Below are 21095 nucleotides of genomic sequence, written 5' to 3' on the forward strand. Positions count from 1 at the left end.
TAATATGACTGATTTTTCTTACAAACATACATAAAAAACATAAGATTTCACATTATCCTAATAAAAATCACAATTATATTTGTAAAACATAAAAATACAAGATTATGAGACTAAAATCATTTATGCTTATGTGTAGTTTATTTATGGCGAGCTTAGTTTCCGCTAGTGATTTCGCCTCGGATTCTTTTAAGACCAAGAGTGGAAAAGAACTGACCATCACGTTCATTAAGCATGGTAGCTTGATGCTTACGTATGATAATCACTCGATACAGGTAGATCCTGTCTCCGAATATGCCGACTATACGACTTTCCCGAAAGCCGATATCATCTTGATCACGCACGAGCATGGAGATCATCTGGATCCGAAAGCGATACAGGCTGTCGAGAAAAACGGTACGGATATCATCGCCAACGAGAATAGCCAAAAGAAACTGGAAAAAGGAAAGGTCATGAAAAACGGTGATACGGATACCTCCATCAGCTATATGAAGATAGAAGCCGTTCCCGCCTATAACACCACACCCGGGCGGGATAAGTATCATCCCCGGCATCGGGATAACGGTTATATCCTCACATTCGACGGATTAAGGGTTTATATAGCAGGTGATACGGAAGATATTCCGGAGATGAAAAACCTAAAAGACATCGACATCGCTTTCCTTCCCGTCAACCAGCCTTATACCATGACCGTCCCGCAAGCGGCAAAAGCGGCCAAGATGTTCTCGCCCAAAATCCTATACCCTTACCATTACGGGGACACGAAGATCGGCGAATTGAAAGACGCCTTGAAAGGTAGCGGCATCGATGTCAGGATACGGGAGTTACAATAACGACAAGGTACGGTTCGTCCGCAAGATATTTCTCCGATATACCCAGCAAGCCAGGAGGAAATATACAATACATTGTACCCACAATGTCACGTATTCCACACCGACTTGCTCAATCGACGCTCCCATCGAATTAAGCTGTACATAGGCTAACGTGACAGGGGCTGCCGGAATGATATAATGGGCTATTTGCCAATACCAAGGCATCAATTCCAAGGGATAAGAGACACCGGAAAGGAAGATCAGGCCTACCGAGAAGAAAGCGATCATCAATAACGGAGCCTCCGAGTCTGTAAAGAAATAAGAGGCCGACAGGCCAAAGAAACTGGTAGCCAACAGGAATGGTATCAGCAGGATCAAAGTGTTCAGATAATTACCTATATCCGGCAGGCCAAATAATAGCGGAATCAATCCCAACAAGAACAAAGCGAAAATCGTATATAATACGCAATACACAAAGGTCTTGCTGATTATCACCCTGGCGATCCGGCCAAAGGATAATCCCTTGGAGGCAAAACGGACGATAGTACCCGAATCCCGTTCTTCCCCGCTTATCATCCCGATCACCATCAACAACGTCTGAAATATAATGACGATTAATACCGCCGGGATCAAATAGGTACCATATCCTTCCGTAAAATTATACAACGCCGTCCCAACCACAGATATAGGTCGCGCCGAAGCGATCTTGGCTGCGTCTTGCTGGGGCAAAAATACCAACATCTCCGGACGATACCGATCGTTCAACGCTAACATAGCACCGCTGGAGGCCTCCTGCATCGCCATATAATAAAGGAAAGCACTCGTCGTCTGATACATAATAAACAGGGATTCATCTCCCCGTGCCACCCGAGTCTCGAAATCGTAGGGAAGATATAGGATCCCGACGGCTTCTCCTTCCTTCATCCATTCCTGCGCTTCGGCGTAATCCAAGCCATCGGTGATTACAGAGACTTGCGGAGTGGCATCCAGTAAACGGATGTACTCCCGGCTCAAATCGGTCTTTGAGTCATCAACGACTACTACCGGGGCGTTATATACCAGATCCGGGGCATACATATAATTATATAGTAGGCCATAGAGGAATATACCTCCTACCAAGACCAGCAGGATAGCATAGCTCGTGGTGATCGTCTTAAACTCGTCTTTGATCAAGGAAGCGATATCTACCAAGGTCCCTTTTATTTTATCGGATGTTCTCATACTTATGACTTAAAATAGCGGTTTTCAAATGTGGCAACAGTGCCAATGCCAATAATATAAACGCAAACAATGAACTTACGTTCATCCATGTATAAGGGAATCCGTAGTCACCGTACAATAGATTCTGGTTGATCTCCACGAAATGCCGTACAGGAAACAGATATGAGGCGTAGTGTACGGGAGCGTACATGGAATCGACCGGAAAAGTAACGCCGCATAAAGTAGCCCCCAGCGAACCAACCATCGACACCCCACTAATAGCGATCGCTATAGCTGGAAACAATGAGAACAGGAATACCGCCAACGCTTGCGTAGCGACCACAAACAAGATCGCCGTCAAGTTTAACGGCCAGAAACCGCAAGCGAAAGGGATATGCATAATCCCGAACATGATATAGTTAGCGAAGACGCTCATGATACAAAAGATAATCGTATAAGGGAGCAACTTTCCTACTACCGCCACGAACATATTCATCCGGGCCGCCTCCAGCCATTTATCGCCTGTCCGGAACTTGATCTCGCTACCGATAGCGTACACCGTAACCAGTAAAATGATAACTTGGAAAAAGACAAAGAAAAACGGATTACTCAGATAAACGGAATAATCCAGATCCGGATTGAACAGCGGGTGACTACTGGATCGTACCGGCAATAGGAAGGTGGTTATCTGATTCTCGCCCACTCCCATCGCCGTGGCTTGTACAACGACCGGGCCAAGGGAAAGTGTACGTAGCAGGGTCTCGAAGGCCCCACGTACCTCACCCCCCACACTCAACAAGGCATAGTGGTAATAATACGATAATGTAGCGGCACGCCCCGCCGTAGCATCAGCCTCAAACCGGTTGGGGATCACTAAATAGCCGTAGATCTCTTTCGCTTGGGTGGCACGGCGGGCGGTCTCTTGGTTCGTATAGTGCCGGGTTACCCGGAAAGTCGGTACCGCCTCTACCTGCCGGACGATCTCCCGGGACATGGAGGTATTGTCTTGATCTACTATCGCTATCGGTATATTCTCCATCTGCCCGCTTCCGAAAATCGTAGACATAAAGAATATACAGAACAGAGGCAACACGATGCACACCCCGAAGTACAACCTCCGGGAAACCATGCGATCCAGTTCCCGGCGTAAAACAATATAGAAAGGACTTTTCTTTAGCATAGCAACAATAAATTATTTAGTTGTAGAGACGGGGCGTGCCCCGTCTCATCCCCTCAAAATAGTATTTAAAATTACTGTCAGACGGTGGGAGACGGGGCACGCCCCGTCTCTACAACCGGATAGTATCAGGGGAGTTGATAGAGGACGGACATACCGGGACGTAATCCATCCACTTTCATCACCGGCAAGGCATGTATCTCGAAAGTCCGCAAGTCATAGCTACCGGTCTGCTTGGTAGATTTCCAGGTAGCGAAACTACCCAATGGGCTGATATAATTGATCTTAAACTCGATATCCTTCTTATCGATCGCCGGTACATCAGCGACAAACGTTCCTCCCATCTTAAATAAAGGCAAACGATCCTCACGTACGTTCAATACCACATGTACGTCATCCAGTACGACTAAATTCATGATTGGTATCCCGGCCCCAACCAACTCGCCCCGTTTTGGGAAAATAGCGGAGATTTGTCCGGACTCCGGAGCTGTCAACCGAGCGTCTTGTAAAAGAGCCGCGACTTCCTCTACGGTCCCTTGCGCCGCCGTCACCAACGAGCGGGCACTTTCTTTATCTTGTATCCGTGCCCCATCTACCGCCATCTGATATTGGCTATAAGCGGCACGTTCAGCGGCGACAGCCGCTTTATACGTTGCCTCCACCTCGTCCTTACGCTGTGAGGTAACCACACTATCTTTATACAAGGCATTGACCCGGTCGTAGGTAATCTTTGCCAATTGCAAATCCGATTTGGATTTATTCCACAACTGCCGCATGGAAGCGATGATTTGCTCCCGTGTACCCTCATCCACTTTCTGGTGTTGATACTTCGCGATATTCTCCATGGCGTTTACCTGCTGATATTTAGCCAACGCTTCCGGGCTGTTGATAACCACCAAGGTATCGCCTTGACGCACATTCTGTCCCTCTTTCACCAAAAAGGTATCGATACGTCCCGGCAACTTGCCGGAGATACGTATTTCCGTGGCCTCGATCTGTCCTTGCAAGATCACCGGCTTTTTCTTCAATAAGATCATCCCGATCAACGAGACAACTATAACAATCGCCAAAACCACAACAAAGGCCACGCTTAAATATCTCTTAGTACTATCCATAATCCCTAAATTCTCAATTTTCAATTCCTAAAACTCCTCTGTCTTCCCCTCTGCCTTGTATTGATGGAATTGCTCCGGCATCCCGCAAATAGAAAGCAAATTAATCAAGGCCACATCATATTGATAATAAGCCAAAAGAAAAGCGGTCTTCACCTTCGCCAGCATAACCTCGGCATCGACAACCTCCGTAGATGTAGCCATTCCTTCTTGGAAAGATTTTTTCCGGACCCGGACCAATTCCCGGCTCATCTCGACAGTCGTATTCAAGGCTTTTACATTATCCAAGGCATTTTGTAGCTGACTGTAGAATTTATCGATACCAACTTCCAGATCCGTAATCACCTTTTCCTTACCCAAACGAAGAGACTGGCTGGTGATCTTTGCTTGCCGGATGGTTTTCTCCCGGTTCAAGCCATCAAAAATATTCCATGTAAAACCAACTCCCACCATCGTACGAGGCAGTAAATATTTATCCAATCCGTCCGCATACAAAGTTTGCTTGCCGAATAAAGCGATATTCGGGATATAAGCGGACCGGCCGATCTTTAATTGATTATCGGCTACGACCTGTTGCAATTTCAATTGATTGACTATATAATTGTTTATCGGAACCAGCTCCTTGAAGTATTGGACCGGAGGAAGCGTCTCATTAATAAATAAAGGGGTCGTGGTACGTATATCGCTTTCCTCTTCCATATTAATCAGGCTTTTAAACGCTTGCTGGGCGACCGTTAAATCCTTTCGGGCCGATTCCAGTTCCCGCTTCGCCTCGTCCATACTCACTTGGGCGAAAAGGCACTCGGCCCGGTTGATCATCCCGTTTTGCTCAAGTTTAAGCGCTTGGTCATAATGGGTTTTCAAAGAGTTGTACACTTCCGTTTTCACGTCTACCACGCTTTGCCCCAAACGAAGGCCGAAATAAGCCTCGACCAATAAGGATTGTTGGTTGGCATCCACTTGGCTCTTGTTTACCTCCGCAATAGAGACCATCGTCTGTCCGATCTTATTTGCGTAGATACGTTTCCCGCCCGTAAAAACAGGCCATGTCACCGTAGCGTCTATCGAAGTGATGTTCCGGGCGATTAGCGGAAGCGAGAAAGTTCCTTGCCCGACCTTATCCAGCACCGACATGATCAACTCGTTGTCCGGAATATAATCATGGACAAACTCTTTCACCGGCTCTGTATATTTACCCAGGGATTGCCGTACCTCTATCGGATTCGACATATGCACGAAAGCGCCCGCGGCATTTACCGACGGATACCAAAAAGCATTTAACTTTTGATGCTCATTCCGAGCCCATTCCACTTCTTTCCCGGCTATTTTCAAGTTTTTATTTTCCTTATGAAGCAGGTCGAGAGATTGTTCAAGGCTTAAATCCACATCATTTCCTTGGCTCCAAGAAACACATGGGAGAAAAGACAGTAAAAGAATACTGCAAGATACTATATTACTCACCATAAACTCATTTAGTAATTGACGTTCAGTTGGAGTAATAACAGCGAAAAAGGGAGGATTGTTTTTACTTCCTCTTTAAGTTGGGAAGGAACCAAGTAACCAGCCCTAAAAGAGGCATGAAACCGCAAACGTTGTAGACAGCCTCTATCCCATAACGATCTGCCATATTTCCCAATACGGCTGAAGCTATGCCTGCCACGCCAAAAGCGAATCCAAAGAAAAGTCCCGAGATCAGGCCCAGTTTATATGGGAGAAGTTCCTGCGCATACAGCAAAATAGCCGGAAAAGCCGACGACAAGACCAGTCCCACGCAAAAGCTAAGCACAATTGTCCAAGCGAGCCCTACATGCGGCATCAACAAACTGAATGGAGCCGTTCCTAGAATCGACCCCCAAATCACATATTTCCGTCCTATCTTATCACCGATAGGCCCGCCCGCCAATGTACCTATGGCCGTAGCGACCAAGAAAACGAATAAACAGACCTGCGAAGCTTGCACACTCACCCCGAATTTATGAATCAAGTAAAAGGTATAGTAGCTATTCAAGCTAGCCATATAAATATACTTGGAGAAAATCAAGACCAACAATATCGAGATCGAGAAAATAGTCTTACCCAACGACAGGGGCATCTCCACATGTGCCTTACCCGACATCTTTTGCCATCTCACCTGGCTCAAATATGCCTTATACCAACGACAGACAGGAATCATCACCAAAATAGCGATGAACGCCAGTATGGAAAACAAGGCGATATGAGTACGCCCATAAGGGGCCACCAACAACGCGACCAAGAGCGGCCCTAGCGATCCACCCAAATTACCTCCTACCTGGAAAAGCGATTGCGCCAATCCCCTACGCCCACCCGACGCTAACGAGGTAATCCGGGAGGCTTCCGGATGTAAAACCGAAGATCCGATACCGATCAAGAACACGGAGAACAAAACCCAATGGAGCGTAGACGAGAATGCGAGATTCAGCAAACCGACCAGCGTAAAACTCATGCCGATAGGCAACGACCAAGCCACGGGACGCTTATCAAAAACCAAACCGGTTATAGGCTGGAAAACAGAAGCAGACAATTGATAAACAAACGTGATCAACCCGATCTGGGTAAAACTCAAGGCCAAATCATCTTTGAATAGCGGATAAACCGCCGAGATTACGGATTGCAGCGAATCATTCAAACAATGCGCAATACTTAATGCCACCAATATCCGGAAAGCCGTCTTATTTACCGGCTGTTGTTTTGAAACCCGCTCCATAACCGTCTATATTTTTATTTTACCTCGTGCTCATTAACATTTCAAAAAGCACGCAAAAAGTTAGCTAATTCTTAGAAAAACAAACCTTAAGGCCGTATTTTAGCCCTAATTGAGACAACGATTCTTTTAGTTCTTTTTATTTCTTTATGTTAATCAGCTTAATCCTAATATCTATTAGGCTTGTTTTCTCAGTGATACTTCAGAGCTGTATCCCGGAATGAGATATATCTTAACTCACTCCCAAAAACAAACGCCAAAATCCCTTATCTGCCATCATTCCGACCCGAAGTTAAAGATCGAGATCATAAACGGGAACAGCCTCTGAAGTTTTTTATATCTATTCCTCCTCTTCCCCCTCATTCGCAGAATGCAAGATAAAGGTAGTAGCGCCGATCGTTACGATCGCACCTTCCCCGATACGCACCTGCTCCTTTTTACCGACCAAGATATTTTTCACGAAAGTACCGGTCAAGCTGGGAAAATCACGTATCGTATAGACAAACCTGTCATTAGCGTCTTTCCTTACATGGATCACGCAATGCTTACGTCCCATGCTAGGATCGCTCGTGATAATAGGGACATCCACTCCTTCCGTATCCTTATTACGGCGACCGATCACATTATCGCCCATCACTAACGGGAGATCTTGCTTAAAGGCAAAGCCATTCTCGATGACAGTGATATAGCCGCACGAGAAATCCGGCTCCTTTACCTCTTTCTCCTCGCCGGTAGCCGTTTTCACCACCTTTCGGCCTAACTTAATCTTAAACTGAGCCCCACATTGCGGACAAACGAAAGCCAACACTTTCCCTTCCGGGTATTTGGTCTCATCAAAAGACAACTGATTATCACATTTTGGACAGAATACTCTTTTCATACACTTAAATACAGTATCTAGTATTACAAATGGAGCGCGAATTTACGAAAAAACCTTCAGCTACACTCCCAAAATCCCATAGTTCTGATTTTTTGAAACAAAAAAAGGCTATCCTCACGGACAGCCAATCTTAATTGTTAACCTTAAATCTAATACCATGAAAAACACAGTGCAAATATAGGGATTTTATGTTATGTAGCATAACATTATATTTGCAAATCTCATTTCCTTAACCAGATTTAACAAAATCATGCTTTAAAACATATTCGTAAAGCAGCATATGCGCTCTCAGAGCTTAAATTAATCCTCCTGAATCTCCATCAAAGGCAAAGTGAACCAAAAGGTAGATCCCTTCCCCAATGTAGATTCCACTCCGATTCGCCCTCCCAGCTTCTCCACGATATTCTTGCAAATCGCCAAGCCCAACCCGGTTCCTTGCCTACAAGCGTTCAATTTAACGAAGCGATCAAATATAGTCCTGCAATCTTCCTCCGAAATCCCCATTCCCGTATCTGAGACCGAGACCCTCAATTCATTCTCCAGAACCTCATAATCTAGCTTGATCTCTCCTTCCGAGGTAAACTTAATCGCGTTCGTCAAAAAATTAGAGATAACCTGCACCACCCGTTTCGGGTCCGAGTAGATAGTCACGTGCCGTAATTCCCGGTCGAAGACAAACCGGACATTCTCCGGAATCTTCAAGGCATGGACCGCATACGTTTCCTCACAAATCTCCTTGAAATCAAAATGTTTCTTTGTGATGTCAAACGTTCCCGCCTCAATCTTCGAGAAATCAAGGATATCTTCAATCAATTGCAGAAGCAGCTCACTATTCTTGTCTATGATATCTACATAAAACTCTCGTTCTTCCTGCTCCATCTCCTTGGTCTCTGCCAAAATATTCGCGAAACCCACGATAGCGTTCAAAGGCGTACGGATCTCATGGCTCATATTCGCCAGGAACATAGACTTCAGCCGATTCTCCTCCTTAGCCTTGGCCAGCTCGTACTCTTTCCGTTGATGCTCCCGTTCCGCCCAACGCAATTTATCCTGCATGGCGATCTCATCCGTTATGTCCGTCAGGTAATAAAGGATTTTCGCAGGCTTTCCGGCCTCGTCATATTTATAAGGATATGCATACGCCCTTACCCAAACATATCGCCCCTCGAAAAGACGCCGGTATTGAATGCTATATTCACCGATCTCACCCGTAATGATCTTTTCGAAACCTTGCGTAAGCACTCGTTCCCGGTCTTCCGGATGCACGATCTCATAAAAGTCATTTTTCGTTGTTAAATTGCTTACTATCAGCCTAGATTTATTTCCTAAAACACGTAAATCCAGATCAATGTGCATCTTATCGGCCTTAACGTCATACTCCCACAGCAAAGAATCGCTGCAACGCATAACCGTCTTCAGTTTCGTGAACAGCTCCTCGACTTTCTCCGACTTCTTATATTCTTCCGTCTCATCCGTAAACATCAACACATATCCGCAAATCTCCTCAGCCTCGTCTCTCAGCGGCACACATTTAATTGACAGGCGCAAGTTCGTACCTTCCGTCTTCGGGTTTATGTTATAATACTTGTTCGTTCGTATATTATCAAAGTCATAATTACAATCGAACACGACCATCTCGCCTTGTTTAAGACGAGCGATCTTATCCTCCGGGAAATTAGGATTCTCGAAAAGGTTTATCCCTACGATATCTTTCCGGCTTATGGCAAACAAGTTTTCGTCCACCCTATTCAGATCTACAAGTTGCCCCGCCTTGTCATAGACCTCTATTCCAATCGGCAATTTCTGGAAAATGTCATTAAATCCCATCTCCTCTATCATTTTATTACATTGTTCCATCGTCATTCAAATCACAACTTTTAATCAATTAAGCAATATTTTCTATGAATAACTTATAATACAACAGATGATCTTTTACGATTCCGACATGGGTCCCAAAGTTATTGAAAAAATCAAAGACCCAAAAAGACCAAATGTAAATTATGACGGAAATATATGTTTTCGGTATATTAAGAAAGAACATCCCCGTGGCACTGCTGTACCATCGGCATGGCACAACCTTGCCATAGCATTGGCACAGCTGTGCCACCAGGGAGGCACTGCCGTGCCACGATGAAAAAAATAATTGGCAAAGCATATCATTGATAAGCAATCACATAATGCCTCTATACAAAAAAAGGCCATCCATCACGGACAGCCAATCTCAATCGTTAACCTTAAATCTAATACCATGAAAAACACAGTGCAAATATAAGCACTTTTATGTTATGAAACATGCTTAATTATTTGCAAATATCATATACTTAACTCGATTTAACAAAGAAATCCTTCTAAGACATAGTTATTAACAAGAAAACGATCCGCTCAGATCTAATAACTTCCCAAAAAATCGTCCAGGGAGCGAGGATCATCATCCGGCATCAACTCTTTCTTCAAACGGAACTTGCGTTTATAGATAGCATCCTTCGTCACGTTCAAGACCGACATCAGTTCTGCCGAGGTCAACCGCAATTTAATCAAACAACAAAAACGGATGGCATCTTCCGTCAAATCAGGATAAGCGACACGCAAACGGCTGATAAAATCATCATAAAGAGTATTCACGATCTCGATCAAGTTCACCCAATCCGAAGCCGGCAATGCCGTTTTCGATTTAGAAAGAATCTTCAACCTCTTGAACGTATCCAACTGCTCCAGCAAACACTTCGCCAAACGTTCTTTTTCCTTGATCAGGGATTCCACGTCGTGATCCGCTTTCCATTGAGCCGCATGCTGATATTCTTTCAGACATTTCTCCTTCGCCTCCAATTGTTCCTTGATACGCGACATCTCACGGCTGTAACGTTGTATCAGAATCTCATTTTTATCCACAAGACTCGCTATTTCTCTCAGTTCTTTCTCCTTTTTTGTCTTATAGAGGTGATGGCGCAGAAAAGAGAATAAAAGCAGGGTAAAAGCAACAATAACCAGAAGGACCAGATAATAAATATCTACGTAAAAATGCTCCGGTTCCCCCAAAACCGGGCTTAGGGCAGTAGATGTACGCAACGTAAGCTTCATATAAATAGTATTCATTATCTTAATACCTCTGTCTTAAAATCCCCTCTCTCACAATCGCCTCTAAAAAGCCTGTTCCATATCCGATCAGTTGGACAAAAGCCGCCATGATAGATAATAACGCTACGATTCCATTCTTATTTCTCATCAAAGCGTCAAAAAAGATCAGTGAAACATAAAATAATAATAAAGCATATACCGTCGAAACGAAAAAAGCGGAGACACATATCCCAAGCAGGCCTATCACGAATAAGGCAGGCAAACAATGTACCCACCTCAAGGATTCCGGATATTTCCGGTACAAGATAATCCTAGCGTATCCCGAATGCCGTACTTGCCTGAAGAACTGCATGAAACTCGTCCTACGCTTATGATAGACCCAAGCGCCGGGGAAATAACGGCATTTATAACCTGCGGCAAAAATCCGGATACTAAAATCGATGTCCTCCCCATAGCGCATATCCGAAAAACCTCCCAAGGCTTCATAAACCTCTTTCCGCATTCCCATATTAAAGCTCCGGGGATAAAAAGTATCCAGGCGCCTCCGGCCTCCCCGGATCCCTCCCGTGGTAAAGAATGAGGTCATCGAGTAGCTGATCGCTTTCTGCACGGCAGAAAAAGAGGCGTGCGCCCTGTCAGCCCCACCAAAGGCATCCACTTTATAACGCGTCAAGGACTCATGTACCTGTTCCAGGTAGCAGGCCGGAACGATACAATCCGAATCCAAGATAATCACGGTCTTCCCTTCCGCATAACGTACCCCTTGATTACGGGCCAAGCCCGGACCTGAATTCTTTATGTAAAAATAGCGAATCCTCAACCGGTCATTATAGGCATTGACTATCGGCTCGCAAGGTATAGAAGAACCGTCATCTACCACGATAACCTCAAAATGGACATATGTCTGCCGAGTGAGGCTGTTTAATAAATCCTCTATCTCCTGCGGACGATTATAGACAGGAATAATAATTGAAAATACTTCCATTAAGCTAGATTTATATCTGCCAACAAAAGTAAAGAGTTAAAAAATGCGGGTCAAAAAAGGGTACTGGACAAATCGAGGACATGAAACCTCCTCTTACCCCTACAGCAACAAACTAATAAACAATTATTTAAATAAAAATTCGCTATCAGGCAAAGATTGGACATAAAGTCGAATCTCATGCGTTCCTCAAAAATAGCGACTGGACATCAAATACCTCCCTTTTTTCAATCCATAATAGAATAACTGGACAAAAGGCATAAGACTCATTTATCTCATTCACACGAAAGAATTTAGTTATCAACAACTTATAAAGCATATCACTATCCGCGAATATTTGGACAAAGACCGGACACGCGCAATATTATTTCATTCGCACATCTGCCCCCCACATCAATTTTTCCCGAAGCGTCTGGTAAAAAGTATGATTATAGCGTTTGATGACTTTCGTCGTATAATCGGCCTTGCTTATCTTTAATCCGATACCTGCCGGAAATATCTCAGAACGTCCATCCAAGGATATCAGAAAATACTTATTCCGGCTCTCTACCCGAAGAGTTATTATATCCGAATCCGGAATAACCAGCGGACGCACGTTCAAGGAGTGCGGGGCGACCGGGCTCAAAACGATATTATTACTTCGCGGGACGATAATCGGCCCGTTCACGCTCATCGAATAGGCCGTGGAACCGGTAGGCGTAGCCACTACCAAACCATCCGCTTGATAAGAAGTCAGATATTCCTCGTTTAAGAATGTATGAATCGTGATCATCGACGAACTGTCACGCTTAAGCACGGCGATCTCGTTCAATGCGTAATTATATCCTCTAAACGCACGGTCTTCCGTATACAAGCGCAAAAGGGTACGCTCCTCTACCCGATAGTAATTCTTAAAAATCTCATCCAAAGTATCCTCAATCTCATTACTGCCGACATCCGCAAGGAAACCCAACCGTCCCGTATTGATACCTAAAATAGGGATATCCTGCTTATTTACCCGGGCCGCCGTGCGAAGGAACGTGCCATCTCCTCCCACGCTAAGCGCTATATCCAGATCAAACCCGTCGCCTTCCAGCAACCCGCTTACCACAGGCTCAAAGCCAAAAGCATCGGTAAGGAACGTATAAAAAGGACTGTCTACATAGATATCGGCCTCTTGCTCCCGAAGCTTCTCGAACAAGCGTTTTATCAGATTCTGTCTCTCAACCTGGTATTCACTTCCAAATATTCCAACTTTCATTCTACGCTCCTTACTTTACATATTCATATAATGCAATAACTCATCCATCCGCTGCCGCAACATATCATCTACCATCCCCTTCTCCATAAAATGGTAAAGTACCGTATAATTAAAGCGCTCGAAACTACGGATCACGGGAGAGGCGTCTTCCAGGTCTATCTTCAGGGTTATCAGCAAACGACCCGTATCCTTATCTTGATGGGAAAGTAAATTAAGGACATGGGCATTATTCGCCTCCACCAAACGGGCGATATCCGTCAGGGAATAATCTTGCGGCATCATCTCCAATATGATCACGCTCCCAGCGGCCTCCGCATTGCATAACTCGGACAAGACATCGACCAAACGGTCTCGGGTAATCGCCCCCAAATAGGTTCCGTCAACAGAAACCACAGGCAATAGGCTCAACCCATACCGGGTTATCATTGCCAACGCCTCGTGCAAATGCCCGTTTTCAGAAATCACCGGAGCGAATAAAAACGGCTCGCCGATTGTGGCCGAAGGATCCGGCATCGCCAACAGGTCTTTCTCCGACACTAAACACTGGTATGCGCTATCACTCAATAACGGAAGATGCTTGAGTTTAAAGTCCTCCATCAACGCTAACGCATATTCCGCTGTGTCAAAACTTTTTAACACCGGAATTTCCTTTGTTATGAAATCTTTCACCAACATTATTCTGTTAATTCCCTAAATCCTGCTAAATTTGCCGATACTTTGTGCAAAAGTAATGAAAGAAAAAAGATATACGATATACAATGACAAATTTAAGTGTAAACATTAACAAGGTCGCTACCATTCGCAACGCGAGAGGTGGCAATATGCCAAACGTACTAAAAGTAGCACAAGACTGTGAATTATTCGGGGCACAAGGGATTACGGTCCATCCCCGTCCGGACGAACGACACATCCGTTACAACGATGTTTATGAACTAAAACCTCTTATCCGGACAGAATTTAACATAGAAGGTTATCCTTGCGATAAATTCATCGACTTGGTATTGAAGGTAAAACCAACCCAAGTCACATTAGTTCCGGATGCGCCAGACGCTATCACGTCGAACGCTGGCTGGAACATAAAAGATAATTTTGATTTCCTAAGCGATCTGGTGGATACCTTTACCTCGCAAGGAATCCGTACATCTATTTTCGTAGGGACAGACTTGGCGAATATCGAGCTCGCGGCAAAAACAGGTACAGACCGTATCGAGTTATACACGGAACCTTACGCGACCTATTATCCGGAAGATCGCGATAAGGCGATCGCCCCTTTTATTGAAGCCGCGCAATTAGCGAAAAACTTAGGGTTAGGCGTGAATGCCGGGCACGACTTGAATTTAGAGAACCTCGCTTTCTTCAACAAGAATATCCCTTGGCTGGAGGAAGTTTCTATCGGACACGCTTTGATTTGCGACGCGCTTTATCATGGCTTACAAGAGACAATCGCTTTATACAAGGCATGCTTGAATAATTGAGAATAAAGAATTGAGAATTGAAAATCATAAACTATAATTCAAAACGATGAGTATTTTACTTTCACTACAGGCCGTGGGTTCTCAGACGGCAGATCAAATGCCGGACTTAACGGCAGTTACCGTTCCCACAGAAGCGGAAATTAACGTGATAGACCTTGCCTTTAAGGGAGGTTGGATTATGGTGGTATTATTACTGCTTTCCTTGATGGCTATCTATATTTTCGTTCAACGTTTGATCGTCATCCACCGTGCGGGAAAAGAAGACGAGACGTTCATGAACCGTATCAAGGATTATATCCATGAGGGAAAAGTGGATTCGGCCCTTAATCTGTGCCGCAATACCAACACGCCTTCTGCCCGTATGATCGAAAAAGGTATTACCCGCTTAGGCCGTCCGATGAACGACGTACTTGTAGCTATCGAAAATGTCGGGAACTTGGAGATCGCTAAATTGGAAAAAGGGTTCCCTTTGATCGCGACAACAGCCGCCGGCGCTCCTATGCTTGGTTTCCTCGGAACGGTAACCGGTATGGTACGTGCCTTCTTCGATATGGCGAACGCAGGCACAAACGTCGATGTATCCCTATTATCCGGTGGTATCTACGAGGCCTTGGTAACAACCGTGGGCGGCTTGGTAGTTGGTATCATTACATTGTTCGCATACAACTATCTGGTTTCTCAGGTAGATAACGTGGTAAACAAGATGGAAGCCCGCACGATGGAATTTATGGATTTATTAAATGAACCGGCTAATTAATTGAAAATAGAGAATTAAAAATTGAAAATGAGCCAACTCTCCTCTATTTAATTTTCAATTCTCCATTTTCAATTTTCAATTATAAAAGATTATGGCTCTAAAAAGAAGAACAAAGGTTAACGAAGCGTTCAGCATGGCCTCTATGACAGATGTCATATTCCTCTTGCTGATATTCTTCATGGTTACCTCCACCGTAGTAATCCCGAACGCCATCAAGGTTACCTTGCCACAAGCGCAGAAGCAAACAGCGGCAAAACCTCTTACAAGGGTAACGATAGACGCAGACCTGAATTACTACGTGGCATTTGGAAAGCAGAAAGAGGTACAGGTCTCATTCGAAGAGATCACTCCTTTCTTGCAAGACAGCTACGCAAAGGAACCGGAGATGTTCGTCGCCTTATATGCCGACGAGACCGTACCTTATAAAGAAATTGTAAAGATACTGAATATAGCGAACGAAAATAAATTCAAGATGGTGCTTGCCACCCGTCCGCAGAAATAGTTGATAGCTGACACAGGACAGTTGACAGTTTTTCCAGACTGTGTTTCCAACTGTCAACAGTCAACCATCAATTGTCAACTAATAAATTATGAGACTGAATAAGGATGACATATACAGTTTAATGGGTACCGTAGCCTTTCACGGTATCATTCTGCTGGTACTTTGGTTCACCGTATTGAAAACCGAGGTTCCGGATGAAGACGGGGGTATACTCGTTAATTTCGGGAATGTAGATGCCGCCGCCGGAATGTTCGAGCCCCAATATACCGGGCAAGAAGCACTCCAGGAAACACCTCCCCCTCCTCCCCCCGTACCTGAGCCGCAAGTGGAAACGTCTAAGCCAGAGCTGATCACTCAGGATATCGAGGAAAGTGTAGCTCTAGAGGACGCAAAAAAGAAAAAAGAAAAAGAAGAAGAGGAGAAACGCAAGCAGCAGGAGGCCGAGAAGAAACGCCTGGCCGAGGAACGCCGCAAAAAGGAACAAGCCATCAGTAATAAAGTGGCGGGGGCTTTTGGCAAAGGGAGCTCGCAAGGAAGTAGCCAAGGTGACGCGGCAAGTGGAACCGGCAATCAAGGAAGTCCGTTCGGTAACTCCGATCATGGCGCAAACGAGGGCGTAGGCGGTTACGGGTCATTTAACTTGAATGGCCGCTCTATCGGCTCAGGAGGGCTCCCGCGTCCCGCTTACACGATTCAAGAGGAGGGCCGCATCGTCATTAATATAACCGTAGACCCGAAAGGTAATGTTATATTTGCCGAGGTAGGCCGGGGAACTAATATAGACAACGCTTCCATGCGTAAAAGCGCCTTGGAGGCCGCTCGAAAAGCGAAATTCAACAGTATCAGCGGGGCTAATAACCAAAGTGGTACTATTACTTACGTGTACAAATTTAAATAATTGAATCTTATGAAGAAAGCGATCGTATTCTTAGCGAATGGCTTCGAGGAAATGGAAGCCACGGGAACCGTAGACATTTTGCGTCGTGGGAATATAGACACGAAAACGGTCTCCATCACAGACAATCGTAAAGTGATTGGCGCTCATAATATGGAATACACGGCTGACGCTACATTGGGTGAAATTGATTTTTCAGACGCGGACGCCTTGATTTTGCCGGGAGGCATGCCCGGTAGCAGCAACCTAAACGATTGTGAACCGTTAAAAGAACTCCTAATCGAGCATTATAAGAAAGAGAAAACCGTAGCCGCTATCTGTGCCGCTCCGATGGTATTAGGCGGCCTTGGTTTATTAAAAGGCCGTAAAGCCACTTGTTATCCCGGATTCGAACCCAAATTGATCGGTGCCACCGTTACGGGCGAGGCCGTAGAAGTAGATGGCAATGTGGTAACAGGCAAAGGCCCCGGCTTGGTGTTCAACTTTGCCTTAGCCTTGGTATCCGTATTGAGGGGTGACGCTGTCGCGGAAGAAGTCGCAGCGGGACTATTACTATAATAAATAACCTCGCAGAGAGTAAATCGAAACAGAGCGTAGCGAACAGGATTGTAAAAGACTCGTTACGCTCTATTTTTTCCTTTCGCGAGAAAACGAATATTAAGGCTATCGATAACTATCGCACGAGTTTCACTTACCCGTATCGTTAATATTCAAGTTATAATGAAAAAAGAAATATATCAACTGCTAGAAAAACTAGGTATAAATTATACGTGTTTAGAACATCCTCCTATCATGACAACGAAAGAAGGTATGCCAATAGCTCAAACATTAAATGTCACACCTTGCAAAAATCTTTTCTTAGTGAACAAACAAAAAGAATACTTCTTAGTCATGATATTGGGAGATAAGAAAATTTCCATTAAAAACATTGCCCGGCAAATAGGAAGTTCTCGCCTTACTTTCGCCTCCAATGAGGATCTGGATAAATTTCTTTTCACTATGCCCGGAAGTGTAAGTATTCTCGGGCTGATATATGACAAAGAAAATAAAGTTAAACTATTAATAGACAAAGAGATTCTTAAAACTGATTACATAAGTTGCCATCCTTGTGAAAATACTTATAGCCTAAAACTAAAAACTAAGGATATAACAGATATTCTACTTCCCGCGATTAACCATACCGATTTTAAAGAAATATCTTTAGAAGACTTATAGGATAAAGGGGAAGTACTTCGAGAACATGCCTATATACAAACCCAAAACCGGCCCTGCCGCGGATGGTGGTTTTACGGTCATTTTATCAAAAAACATAAATATGAATAATAATCTAAAAGGTTTCGCTTATGGGATAGCGACCTCCGTCACGTTCGGCCTGATCCCTTTATTTACGTTGCCTCTCATGGAAAAAGGTATGCGGTTTGATTCGATTCTGTTCTATCGTTTCTTATTTGCGGCCATCGCCTTGTCCGGTATGCTTCTGGCGAAAAAGGAATCCTTCAGGACAGAGATGCGTAACCTGCCGGCATTGATCCTATTAGGCATTTTTTATACAGGCTCGGCGATGTTTCTATTTTGGGGATATAGTTTCATGGCCGCCGGAATCGCTACAACCCTGCATTTTACCTATCCAATATTCGTAACCCTTTTCATGTTGCTCGTATTTAAAGAAAAAGCATCATGGATCACGCTTTTGGCCATCGGACTCGCCATTTGCGGCGTAGCCCGCCTGTCTATCGACGGGGGTGAGATGCGATTAAACGGGCTAGGCGTAATGATCGTGCTACTTTCCGCGATCGCTTATGCCCTCTACATCGTGACCGTCAATAAATCAAGGATACACGATATGCCGGGGCAAAAACTCACGTTTTACGTATTTATCGTTAGCACATCGTTGTTTTTCATAAAAGCACAGACGGGGACAGGAATCCAACCCATCCCGGACGTACCTTCTTTTATCAATTTAGTCTTATTAGCCATCCTGCCAACCATAGTATCAAATATCACGTTGGTACAAGCCGTACATCATATCGGTTCCACCTTGACTTCCGTGCTGGGGGCGATGGAACCTGTAACAGCCGTTTGCGTAGGGGTATTGGTTTTCGGAGAGCTTTTCACCCCTCACCTAGCTTTGGGAATCCTACTGATTATCGTTGCCGTGACATTGATCATCCTGTCAAAATACATACAAAAAAGCCTTCATGAGGCCAAACGCTTGTTTAAGGCGCGACATATCCTAAGAGCCAAACAATAACGCGACGGAAAGTAATACGGCATAGACAAATACGTTCCGTGCCGTATGCCCCAAAGTTCTATTAAGCTCGCGCCCTTGATAATGCCTCATCTCCAACCATGTGGCAGCGAACAACACGCTGAAACCCGCAAACAAACAAATAAGCCAAGGCGAGGCATCCATCAATAAAGGAAGGGTAATCAAGATCGCCAATATACCATTCAGCAGATAAGCGACCAGCCCGAACGTACGCCCGAACAATACGATCGTAGTCCGTTTACGAGCCGCCCGGTCTTGCTCATAATCCCGGTAATTATTCACGATCAAAATATTAGCGGACAACAGACCCAATGACAACGATAGCAAGAAAGACAATAAAGAAAACGACAATGCTTGTACATAATACGTAAAGCAAACCGGAATAATCCCATAAAATAATACGACACACACATCCCCCAGCCCGTTATAAGCCAAAGGAAACGGCCCTGCGGAATAAGCCAAGACACAAATAGCGATAGCGATTCCTACACCGATCAACTCCCATCCGGCAAAGAACAACAAGAAACAACCACACAAACAAGAAAATCCCAGCGTGATGAAAGTACCCCATAACATATTCTTAGGGGTTATCCAACCAGAAGCCACGGCCCGCTCCGGCCCCAACCGGTCCTCTTTATCCGCACCCTTTTTAAAATCAAAATAGTCATTAGCGAAATTACTGGCTATCTGAGCGAGCAAAGCTACCAAGACACAAAGGATCGCCGGGACCCATTTAAATACTCCATCCCTGTAAGCCAGCGCACAACCCACCAATACCGGACTAAAAGATGCCGGCAATGTTTTCGGACGTGCCGCCTCCAACCAAACTTGAATTCTCGATTTGTTATTCTTCATTCTTTTGTTTTATTCTTAAAATATCCACAAAAATAAAAAACAAATAACATATACCGTTGCTATTATCTAAAGAAATACTTGTATATTTGCACCATGAGAAATTTTCTATTCATATTAGGTCTGTTGGTAAGTTTCATGCTATTTGCTCCCGAGGAAGGGACAAAGGGTATGGATGAGGTTATGCCTGCGGTAAAAGAGGCCGTTATGAAAGAAAAAAACACGGCAGATGCCCAACGTAGGTTCGAGGTATTAAGCAATGAATTGAAAAGTAGCAATTGCTTGACTCCCCGCAGGATCTCGCAAACAACAAACAACACGAGTGAAATACGGATATGGAAAAATATGGAGAAATCCCTTCAAGACATGCGTTTGAGAGGGATAAACCAGCTTCATAAAGTATCTCAACATATATCCACTCATCAGATCGTGAATTTATCTACCCTTCTATGCCGTATGGGAGAGCATGTCTTTACCTTGCGGAAACTCATTATTTAGTTTTTAATTGTTTCATACTCACATCTTTTTCGGTAAGTCATAAATATGTCTTACCAATAGGAATATTGTATTTATTAAATCAATATTCCCAGGGAATTCTTGCCCATTTACAACAAATTATAAACAATTAAAAATTACAATTATGGCAACTAATAAATCAGGAAAAATACGTATATATCTTTATGTTCTTCTAACAATCGCAGGTTGTGTATTTGCGTGTAGTTCTATTATACCCAACGATTATATCAAATTAGTCGTAGTTATGGGTACTCTATGTGTAGGTCTTTATGGCATAATGAAAGGGCTGAGTAATGCCGGGACGTCACCGGAAGAAGAAGCATTGGAGAAAAAGCAATAAATACAAGAACTTAAAAAAACAAAGAAGATCATGAAAATAAATAAAGACTTGGCTGATGCAGTCATGATGGTTTCATTTATTATATTGGTATTAGTCGGAACTACCACTTTTGACAATGAGGTTACCAAAAACGTAACCATGGGAGTCTTAGGCCTGATTACGGTAGCGATGTTAGTTTCTCGTATCACCGGGTCAAGCCGTAAGAACGAAAACGAAGAAGCCTTTTAGTAGTTAGTCCTTTGGTTTCCTGTTGTTATCCCGGGGTGATCCCGGGATTACTTGAGATACGTTT

General features: G+C 44.2%; 23 protein-coding genes. 11 read left to right on the plus strand and 12 right to left on the minus strand.

Annotated features, from left to right (window positions below; translation table 11 throughout):
• Nucleotides 1-104: 104 nt before the first annotated feature.
• Entirely contained in the window at nucleotides 105-830 is a 726-nt protein-coding gene (locus tag Q0110_RS01190; protein WP_297901088.1) for an MBL fold metallo-hydrolase, read from the plus strand.
• On the opposite strand, the gene Q0110_RS01195 is transcribed toward Q0110_RS01190, so the two are convergent.
• From Q0110_RS01195 to Q0110_RS01245, 11 genes are all read right to left on the minus strand, one after another.
• Nucleotides 822-2030 carry an ABC transporter permease gene (locus Q0110_RS01195; RefSeq protein ID WP_297901091.1) on the minus strand — a complete coding sequence of 403 codons (1209 nt, stop codon included), beginning with the start codon at nucleotides 2028-2030 and terminating at the stop codon, nucleotides 822-824. The genes Q0110_RS01190 and Q0110_RS01195 overlap by 9 nt on opposite strands.
• Nucleotides 2014-3189: an ABC transporter permease gene (locus Q0110_RS01200; protein ID WP_297901094.1), complete on the minus strand. Its 1176-nt coding sequence runs from the start codon at nucleotides 3187-3189 to the stop codon at nucleotides 2014-2016. The genes Q0110_RS01195 and Q0110_RS01200 overlap by 17 nt, the downstream gene beginning before the upstream one ends.
• A gap of 125 nt (nucleotides 3190-3314) precedes the next feature.
• Nucleotides 3315-4301 (minus strand): HlyD family efflux transporter periplasmic adaptor subunit, encoded by a 987-nt coding sequence (locus tag Q0110_RS01205; protein ID WP_297901097.1) that lies wholly within the window; start codon nucleotides 4299-4301, stop codon nucleotides 3315-3317.
• A 27-nt stretch (nucleotides 4302-4328) separates the two neighbouring features.
• On the minus strand, nucleotides 4329-5762 hold the full coding sequence (locus Q0110_RS01210) for a TolC family protein (protein WP_297901100.1): 1434 nt from the start codon (nucleotides 5760-5762) through the stop codon (nucleotides 4329-4331).
• Between the two features lie 61 nt (nucleotides 5763-5823).
• Nucleotides 5824-7023: an MFS transporter gene (locus Q0110_RS01215; protein WP_297901103.1), complete on the minus strand. Its 1200-nt coding sequence runs from the start codon at nucleotides 7021-7023 to the stop codon at nucleotides 5824-5826.
• A gap of 337 nt (nucleotides 7024-7360) precedes the next feature.
• The gene (locus Q0110_RS01220; RefSeq protein ID WP_297901106.1) at nucleotides 7361-7900 is read right to left on the minus strand and encodes an FHA domain-containing protein; all 540 of its coding nucleotides are present in this window, start codon (nucleotides 7898-7900) and stop codon (nucleotides 7361-7363) included.
• A 300-nt stretch (nucleotides 7901-8200) separates the two neighbouring features.
• The gene (locus tag Q0110_RS01225; RefSeq protein ID WP_366139627.1) at nucleotides 8201-9757 is read right to left on the minus strand and encodes an ATP-binding protein; all 1557 of its coding nucleotides are present in this window, start codon (nucleotides 9755-9757) and stop codon (nucleotides 8201-8203) included.
• Between the two features lie 531 nt (nucleotides 9758-10288).
• Nucleotides 10289-10978: a hypothetical protein gene (locus tag Q0110_RS01230; RefSeq protein ID WP_297901112.1), complete on the minus strand. Its 690-nt coding sequence runs from the start codon at nucleotides 10976-10978 to the stop codon at nucleotides 10289-10291.
• 19 nt (nucleotides 10979-10997) lie between these two features.
• The gene (locus Q0110_RS01235) at nucleotides 10998-11960 is read right to left on the minus strand and encodes a glycosyltransferase (protein WP_297901115.1); all 963 of its coding nucleotides are present in this window, start codon (nucleotides 11958-11960) and stop codon (nucleotides 10998-11000) included.
• A gap of 361 nt (nucleotides 11961-12321) precedes the next feature.
• Nucleotides 12322-13197: an NAD kinase gene (locus tag Q0110_RS01240; RefSeq protein WP_297901117.1), complete on the minus strand. Its 876-nt coding sequence runs from the start codon at nucleotides 13195-13197 to the stop codon at nucleotides 12322-12324.
• 15 nt (nucleotides 13198-13212) lie between these two features.
• Nucleotides 13213-13872: a CBS domain-containing protein gene (locus Q0110_RS01245; protein ID WP_297901119.1), complete on the minus strand. Its 660-nt coding sequence runs from the start codon at nucleotides 13870-13872 to the stop codon at nucleotides 13213-13215.
• 83 nt (nucleotides 13873-13955) lie between these two features.
• On the opposite strand from Q0110_RS01245, the gene Q0110_RS01250 reads away from it, so the two are divergent.
• From Q0110_RS01250 to Q0110_RS01280, 7 genes are all read left to right on the plus strand, one after another.
• The gene (locus Q0110_RS01250) at nucleotides 13956-14672 is read left to right on the plus strand and encodes a pyridoxine 5'-phosphate synthase (protein ID WP_297901121.1); all 717 of its coding nucleotides are present in this window, start codon (nucleotides 13956-13958) and stop codon (nucleotides 14670-14672) included.
• Between the two features lie 97 nt (nucleotides 14673-14769).
• On the plus strand, nucleotides 14770-15429 hold the full coding sequence (locus Q0110_RS01255; RefSeq protein WP_297901365.1) for a MotA/TolQ/ExbB proton channel family protein: 660 nt from the start codon (nucleotides 14770-14772) through the stop codon (nucleotides 15427-15429).
• A 91-nt stretch (nucleotides 15430-15520) separates the two neighbouring features.
• Complete coding sequence (locus Q0110_RS01260; protein ID WP_297901123.1) at nucleotides 15521-15931, plus strand: biopolymer transporter ExbD; 411 nt, start codon at nucleotides 15521-15523, stop codon at nucleotides 15929-15931.
• 88 nt (nucleotides 15932-16019) lie between these two features.
• Nucleotides 16020-16829, plus strand: coding sequence for an energy transducer TonB (locus Q0110_RS01265; RefSeq protein ID WP_297901125.1), 810 nt, complete (start codon nucleotides 16020-16022; stop codon nucleotides 16827-16829).
• Nucleotides 16830-16838: 9 nt separating this feature from the next.
• Entirely contained in the window at nucleotides 16839-17384 is a 546-nt protein-coding gene (locus Q0110_RS01270) for a DJ-1 family glyoxalase III (protein WP_297901127.1), read from the plus strand.
• 162 nt (nucleotides 17385-17546) lie between these two features.
• Nucleotides 17547-18041, plus strand: a complete 495-nt coding sequence (locus Q0110_RS01275) for a prolyl-tRNA synthetase associated domain-containing protein (RefSeq protein WP_297901129.1) — start codon at nucleotides 17547-17549, stop codon at nucleotides 18039-18041.
• A gap of 100 nt (nucleotides 18042-18141) precedes the next feature.
• Nucleotides 18142-19077 carry a DMT family transporter gene (locus tag Q0110_RS01280; RefSeq protein ID WP_297901131.1) on the plus strand — a complete coding sequence of 312 codons (936 nt, stop codon included), beginning with the start codon at nucleotides 18142-18144 and terminating at the stop codon, nucleotides 19075-19077.
• Here Q0110_RS01280 and Q0110_RS01285 read toward each other — a convergent pair.
• A complete protein-coding gene (locus Q0110_RS01285) occupies nucleotides 19060-19950 on the minus strand; it encodes a 1,4-dihydroxy-2-naphthoate polyprenyltransferase (RefSeq protein WP_297901133.1) in 891 nt (296 codons plus the stop codon). The two genes, Q0110_RS01280 and Q0110_RS01285, sit on opposite strands and share 18 nt — an antisense overlap.
• A 93-nt stretch (nucleotides 19951-20043) precedes the next feature.
• Between Q0110_RS01285 and Q0110_RS01290 the strand changes: the two genes are divergently transcribed.
• The 3 genes from Q0110_RS01290 to Q0110_RS01300 all read left to right on the plus strand — a co-directional run bounded on the left by Q0110_RS01290 (nucleotide 20044) and on the right by Q0110_RS01300 (nucleotide 21031).
• A complete protein-coding gene (locus Q0110_RS01290; protein ID WP_297901135.1) occupies nucleotides 20044-20445 on the plus strand; it encodes a hypothetical protein in 402 nt (133 codons plus the stop codon).
• A gap of 142 nt (nucleotides 20446-20587) precedes the next feature.
• Complete coding sequence (locus Q0110_RS01295) at nucleotides 20588-20803, plus strand: hypothetical protein (protein WP_297901137.1); 216 nt, start codon at nucleotides 20588-20590, stop codon at nucleotides 20801-20803.
• Nucleotides 20804-20833: 30 nt separating this feature from the next.
• Entirely contained in the window at nucleotides 20834-21031 is a 198-nt protein-coding gene (locus tag Q0110_RS01300; protein ID WP_366139622.1) for a hypothetical protein, read from the plus strand.
• The last annotated feature ends 64 nt before the right edge of the window (nucleotides 21032-21095 follow it).

The organism is uncultured Parabacteroides sp. (genome assembly GCF_947855115.1).
Lineage (GTDB): Bacteria > Bacteroidota > Bacteroidia > Bacteroidales > Tannerellaceae > Parabacteroides.

Excerpts from the sequence above, each read along its gene's own strand:
- Q0110_RS01190 (WP_297901088.1), top strand. The coding sequence starts at position 105 with ATGAGACTAAAATCATTTATGCTTATGTGTAGTTTATTTATGGCGAGC.
- Q0110_RS01195 (WP_297901091.1), bottom strand. The coding sequence starts at position 2,030 with ATGAGAACATCCGATAAAATAAAAGGGACCTTGGTAGATATCGCTTCC.
- Q0110_RS01200 (WP_297901094.1), bottom strand. The coding sequence starts at position 3,189 with ATGCTAAAGAAAAGTCCTTTCTATATTGTTTTACGCCGGGAACTGGAT.
- Q0110_RS01205 (WP_297901097.1), bottom strand. The coding sequence starts at position 4,301 with ATGGATAGTACTAAGAGATATTTAAGCGTGGCCTTTGTTGTGGTTTTG.
- Q0110_RS01210 (WP_297901100.1), bottom strand. The coding sequence starts at position 5,762 with ATGGTGAGTAATATAGTATCTTGCAGTATTCTTTTACTGTCTTTTCTC.
- Q0110_RS01215 (WP_297901103.1), bottom strand. The coding sequence starts at position 7,023 with ATGGAGCGGGTTTCAAAACAACAGCCGGTAAATAAGACGGCTTTCCGG.
- Q0110_RS01220 (WP_297901106.1), bottom strand. The coding sequence starts at position 7,900 with ATGAAAAGAGTATTCTGTCCAAAATGTGATAATCAGTTGTCTTTTGAT.
- Q0110_RS01225 (WP_366139627.1), bottom strand. The coding sequence starts at position 9,757 with ATGGAACAATGTAATAAAATGATAGAGGAGATGGGATTTAATGACATT.
- Q0110_RS01230 (WP_297901112.1), bottom strand. The coding sequence starts at position 10,978 with ATGAAGCTTACGTTGCGTACATCTACTGCCCTAAGCCCGGTTTTGGGG.
- Q0110_RS01235 (WP_297901115.1), bottom strand. The coding sequence starts at position 11,960 with ATGGAAGTATTTTCAATTATTATTCCTGTCTATAATCGTCCGCAGGAG.
- Q0110_RS01240 (WP_297901117.1), bottom strand. The coding sequence starts at position 13,197 with ATGAAAGTTGGAATATTTGGAAGTGAATACCAGGTTGAGAGACAGAAT.
- Q0110_RS01245 (WP_297901119.1), bottom strand. The coding sequence starts at position 13,872 with ATGTTGGTGAAAGATTTCATAACAAAGGAAATTCCGGTGTTAAAAAGT.
- Q0110_RS01250 (WP_297901121.1), top strand. The coding sequence starts at position 13,956 with ATGACAAATTTAAGTGTAAACATTAACAAGGTCGCTACCATTCGCAAC.
- Q0110_RS01255 (WP_297901365.1), top strand. The coding sequence starts at position 14,770 with ATGCCGGACTTAACGGCAGTTACCGTTCCCACAGAAGCGGAAATTAAC.
- Q0110_RS01260 (WP_297901123.1), top strand. The coding sequence starts at position 15,521 with ATGGCTCTAAAAAGAAGAACAAAGGTTAACGAAGCGTTCAGCATGGCC.
- Q0110_RS01265 (WP_297901125.1), top strand. The coding sequence starts at position 16,020 with ATGAGACTGAATAAGGATGACATATACAGTTTAATGGGTACCGTAGCC.
- Q0110_RS01270 (WP_297901127.1), top strand. The coding sequence starts at position 16,839 with ATGAAGAAAGCGATCGTATTCTTAGCGAATGGCTTCGAGGAAATGGAA.
- Q0110_RS01275 (WP_297901129.1), top strand. The coding sequence starts at position 17,547 with ATGAAAAAAGAAATATATCAACTGCTAGAAAAACTAGGTATAAATTAT.
- Q0110_RS01280 (WP_297901131.1), top strand. The coding sequence starts at position 18,142 with ATGAATAATAATCTAAAAGGTTTCGCTTATGGGATAGCGACCTCCGTC.
- Q0110_RS01285 (WP_297901133.1), bottom strand. The coding sequence starts at position 19,950 with ATGAAGAATAACAAATCGAGAATTCAAGTTTGGTTGGAGGCGGCACGT.
- Q0110_RS01290 (WP_297901135.1), top strand. The coding sequence starts at position 20,044 with ATGAGAAATTTTCTATTCATATTAGGTCTGTTGGTAAGTTTCATGCTA.
- Q0110_RS01295 (WP_297901137.1), top strand. The coding sequence starts at position 20,588 with ATGGCAACTAATAAATCAGGAAAAATACGTATATATCTTTATGTTCTT.
- Q0110_RS01300 (WP_366139622.1), top strand. The coding sequence starts at position 20,834 with ATGAAAATAAATAAAGACTTGGCTGATGCAGTCATGATGGTTTCATTT.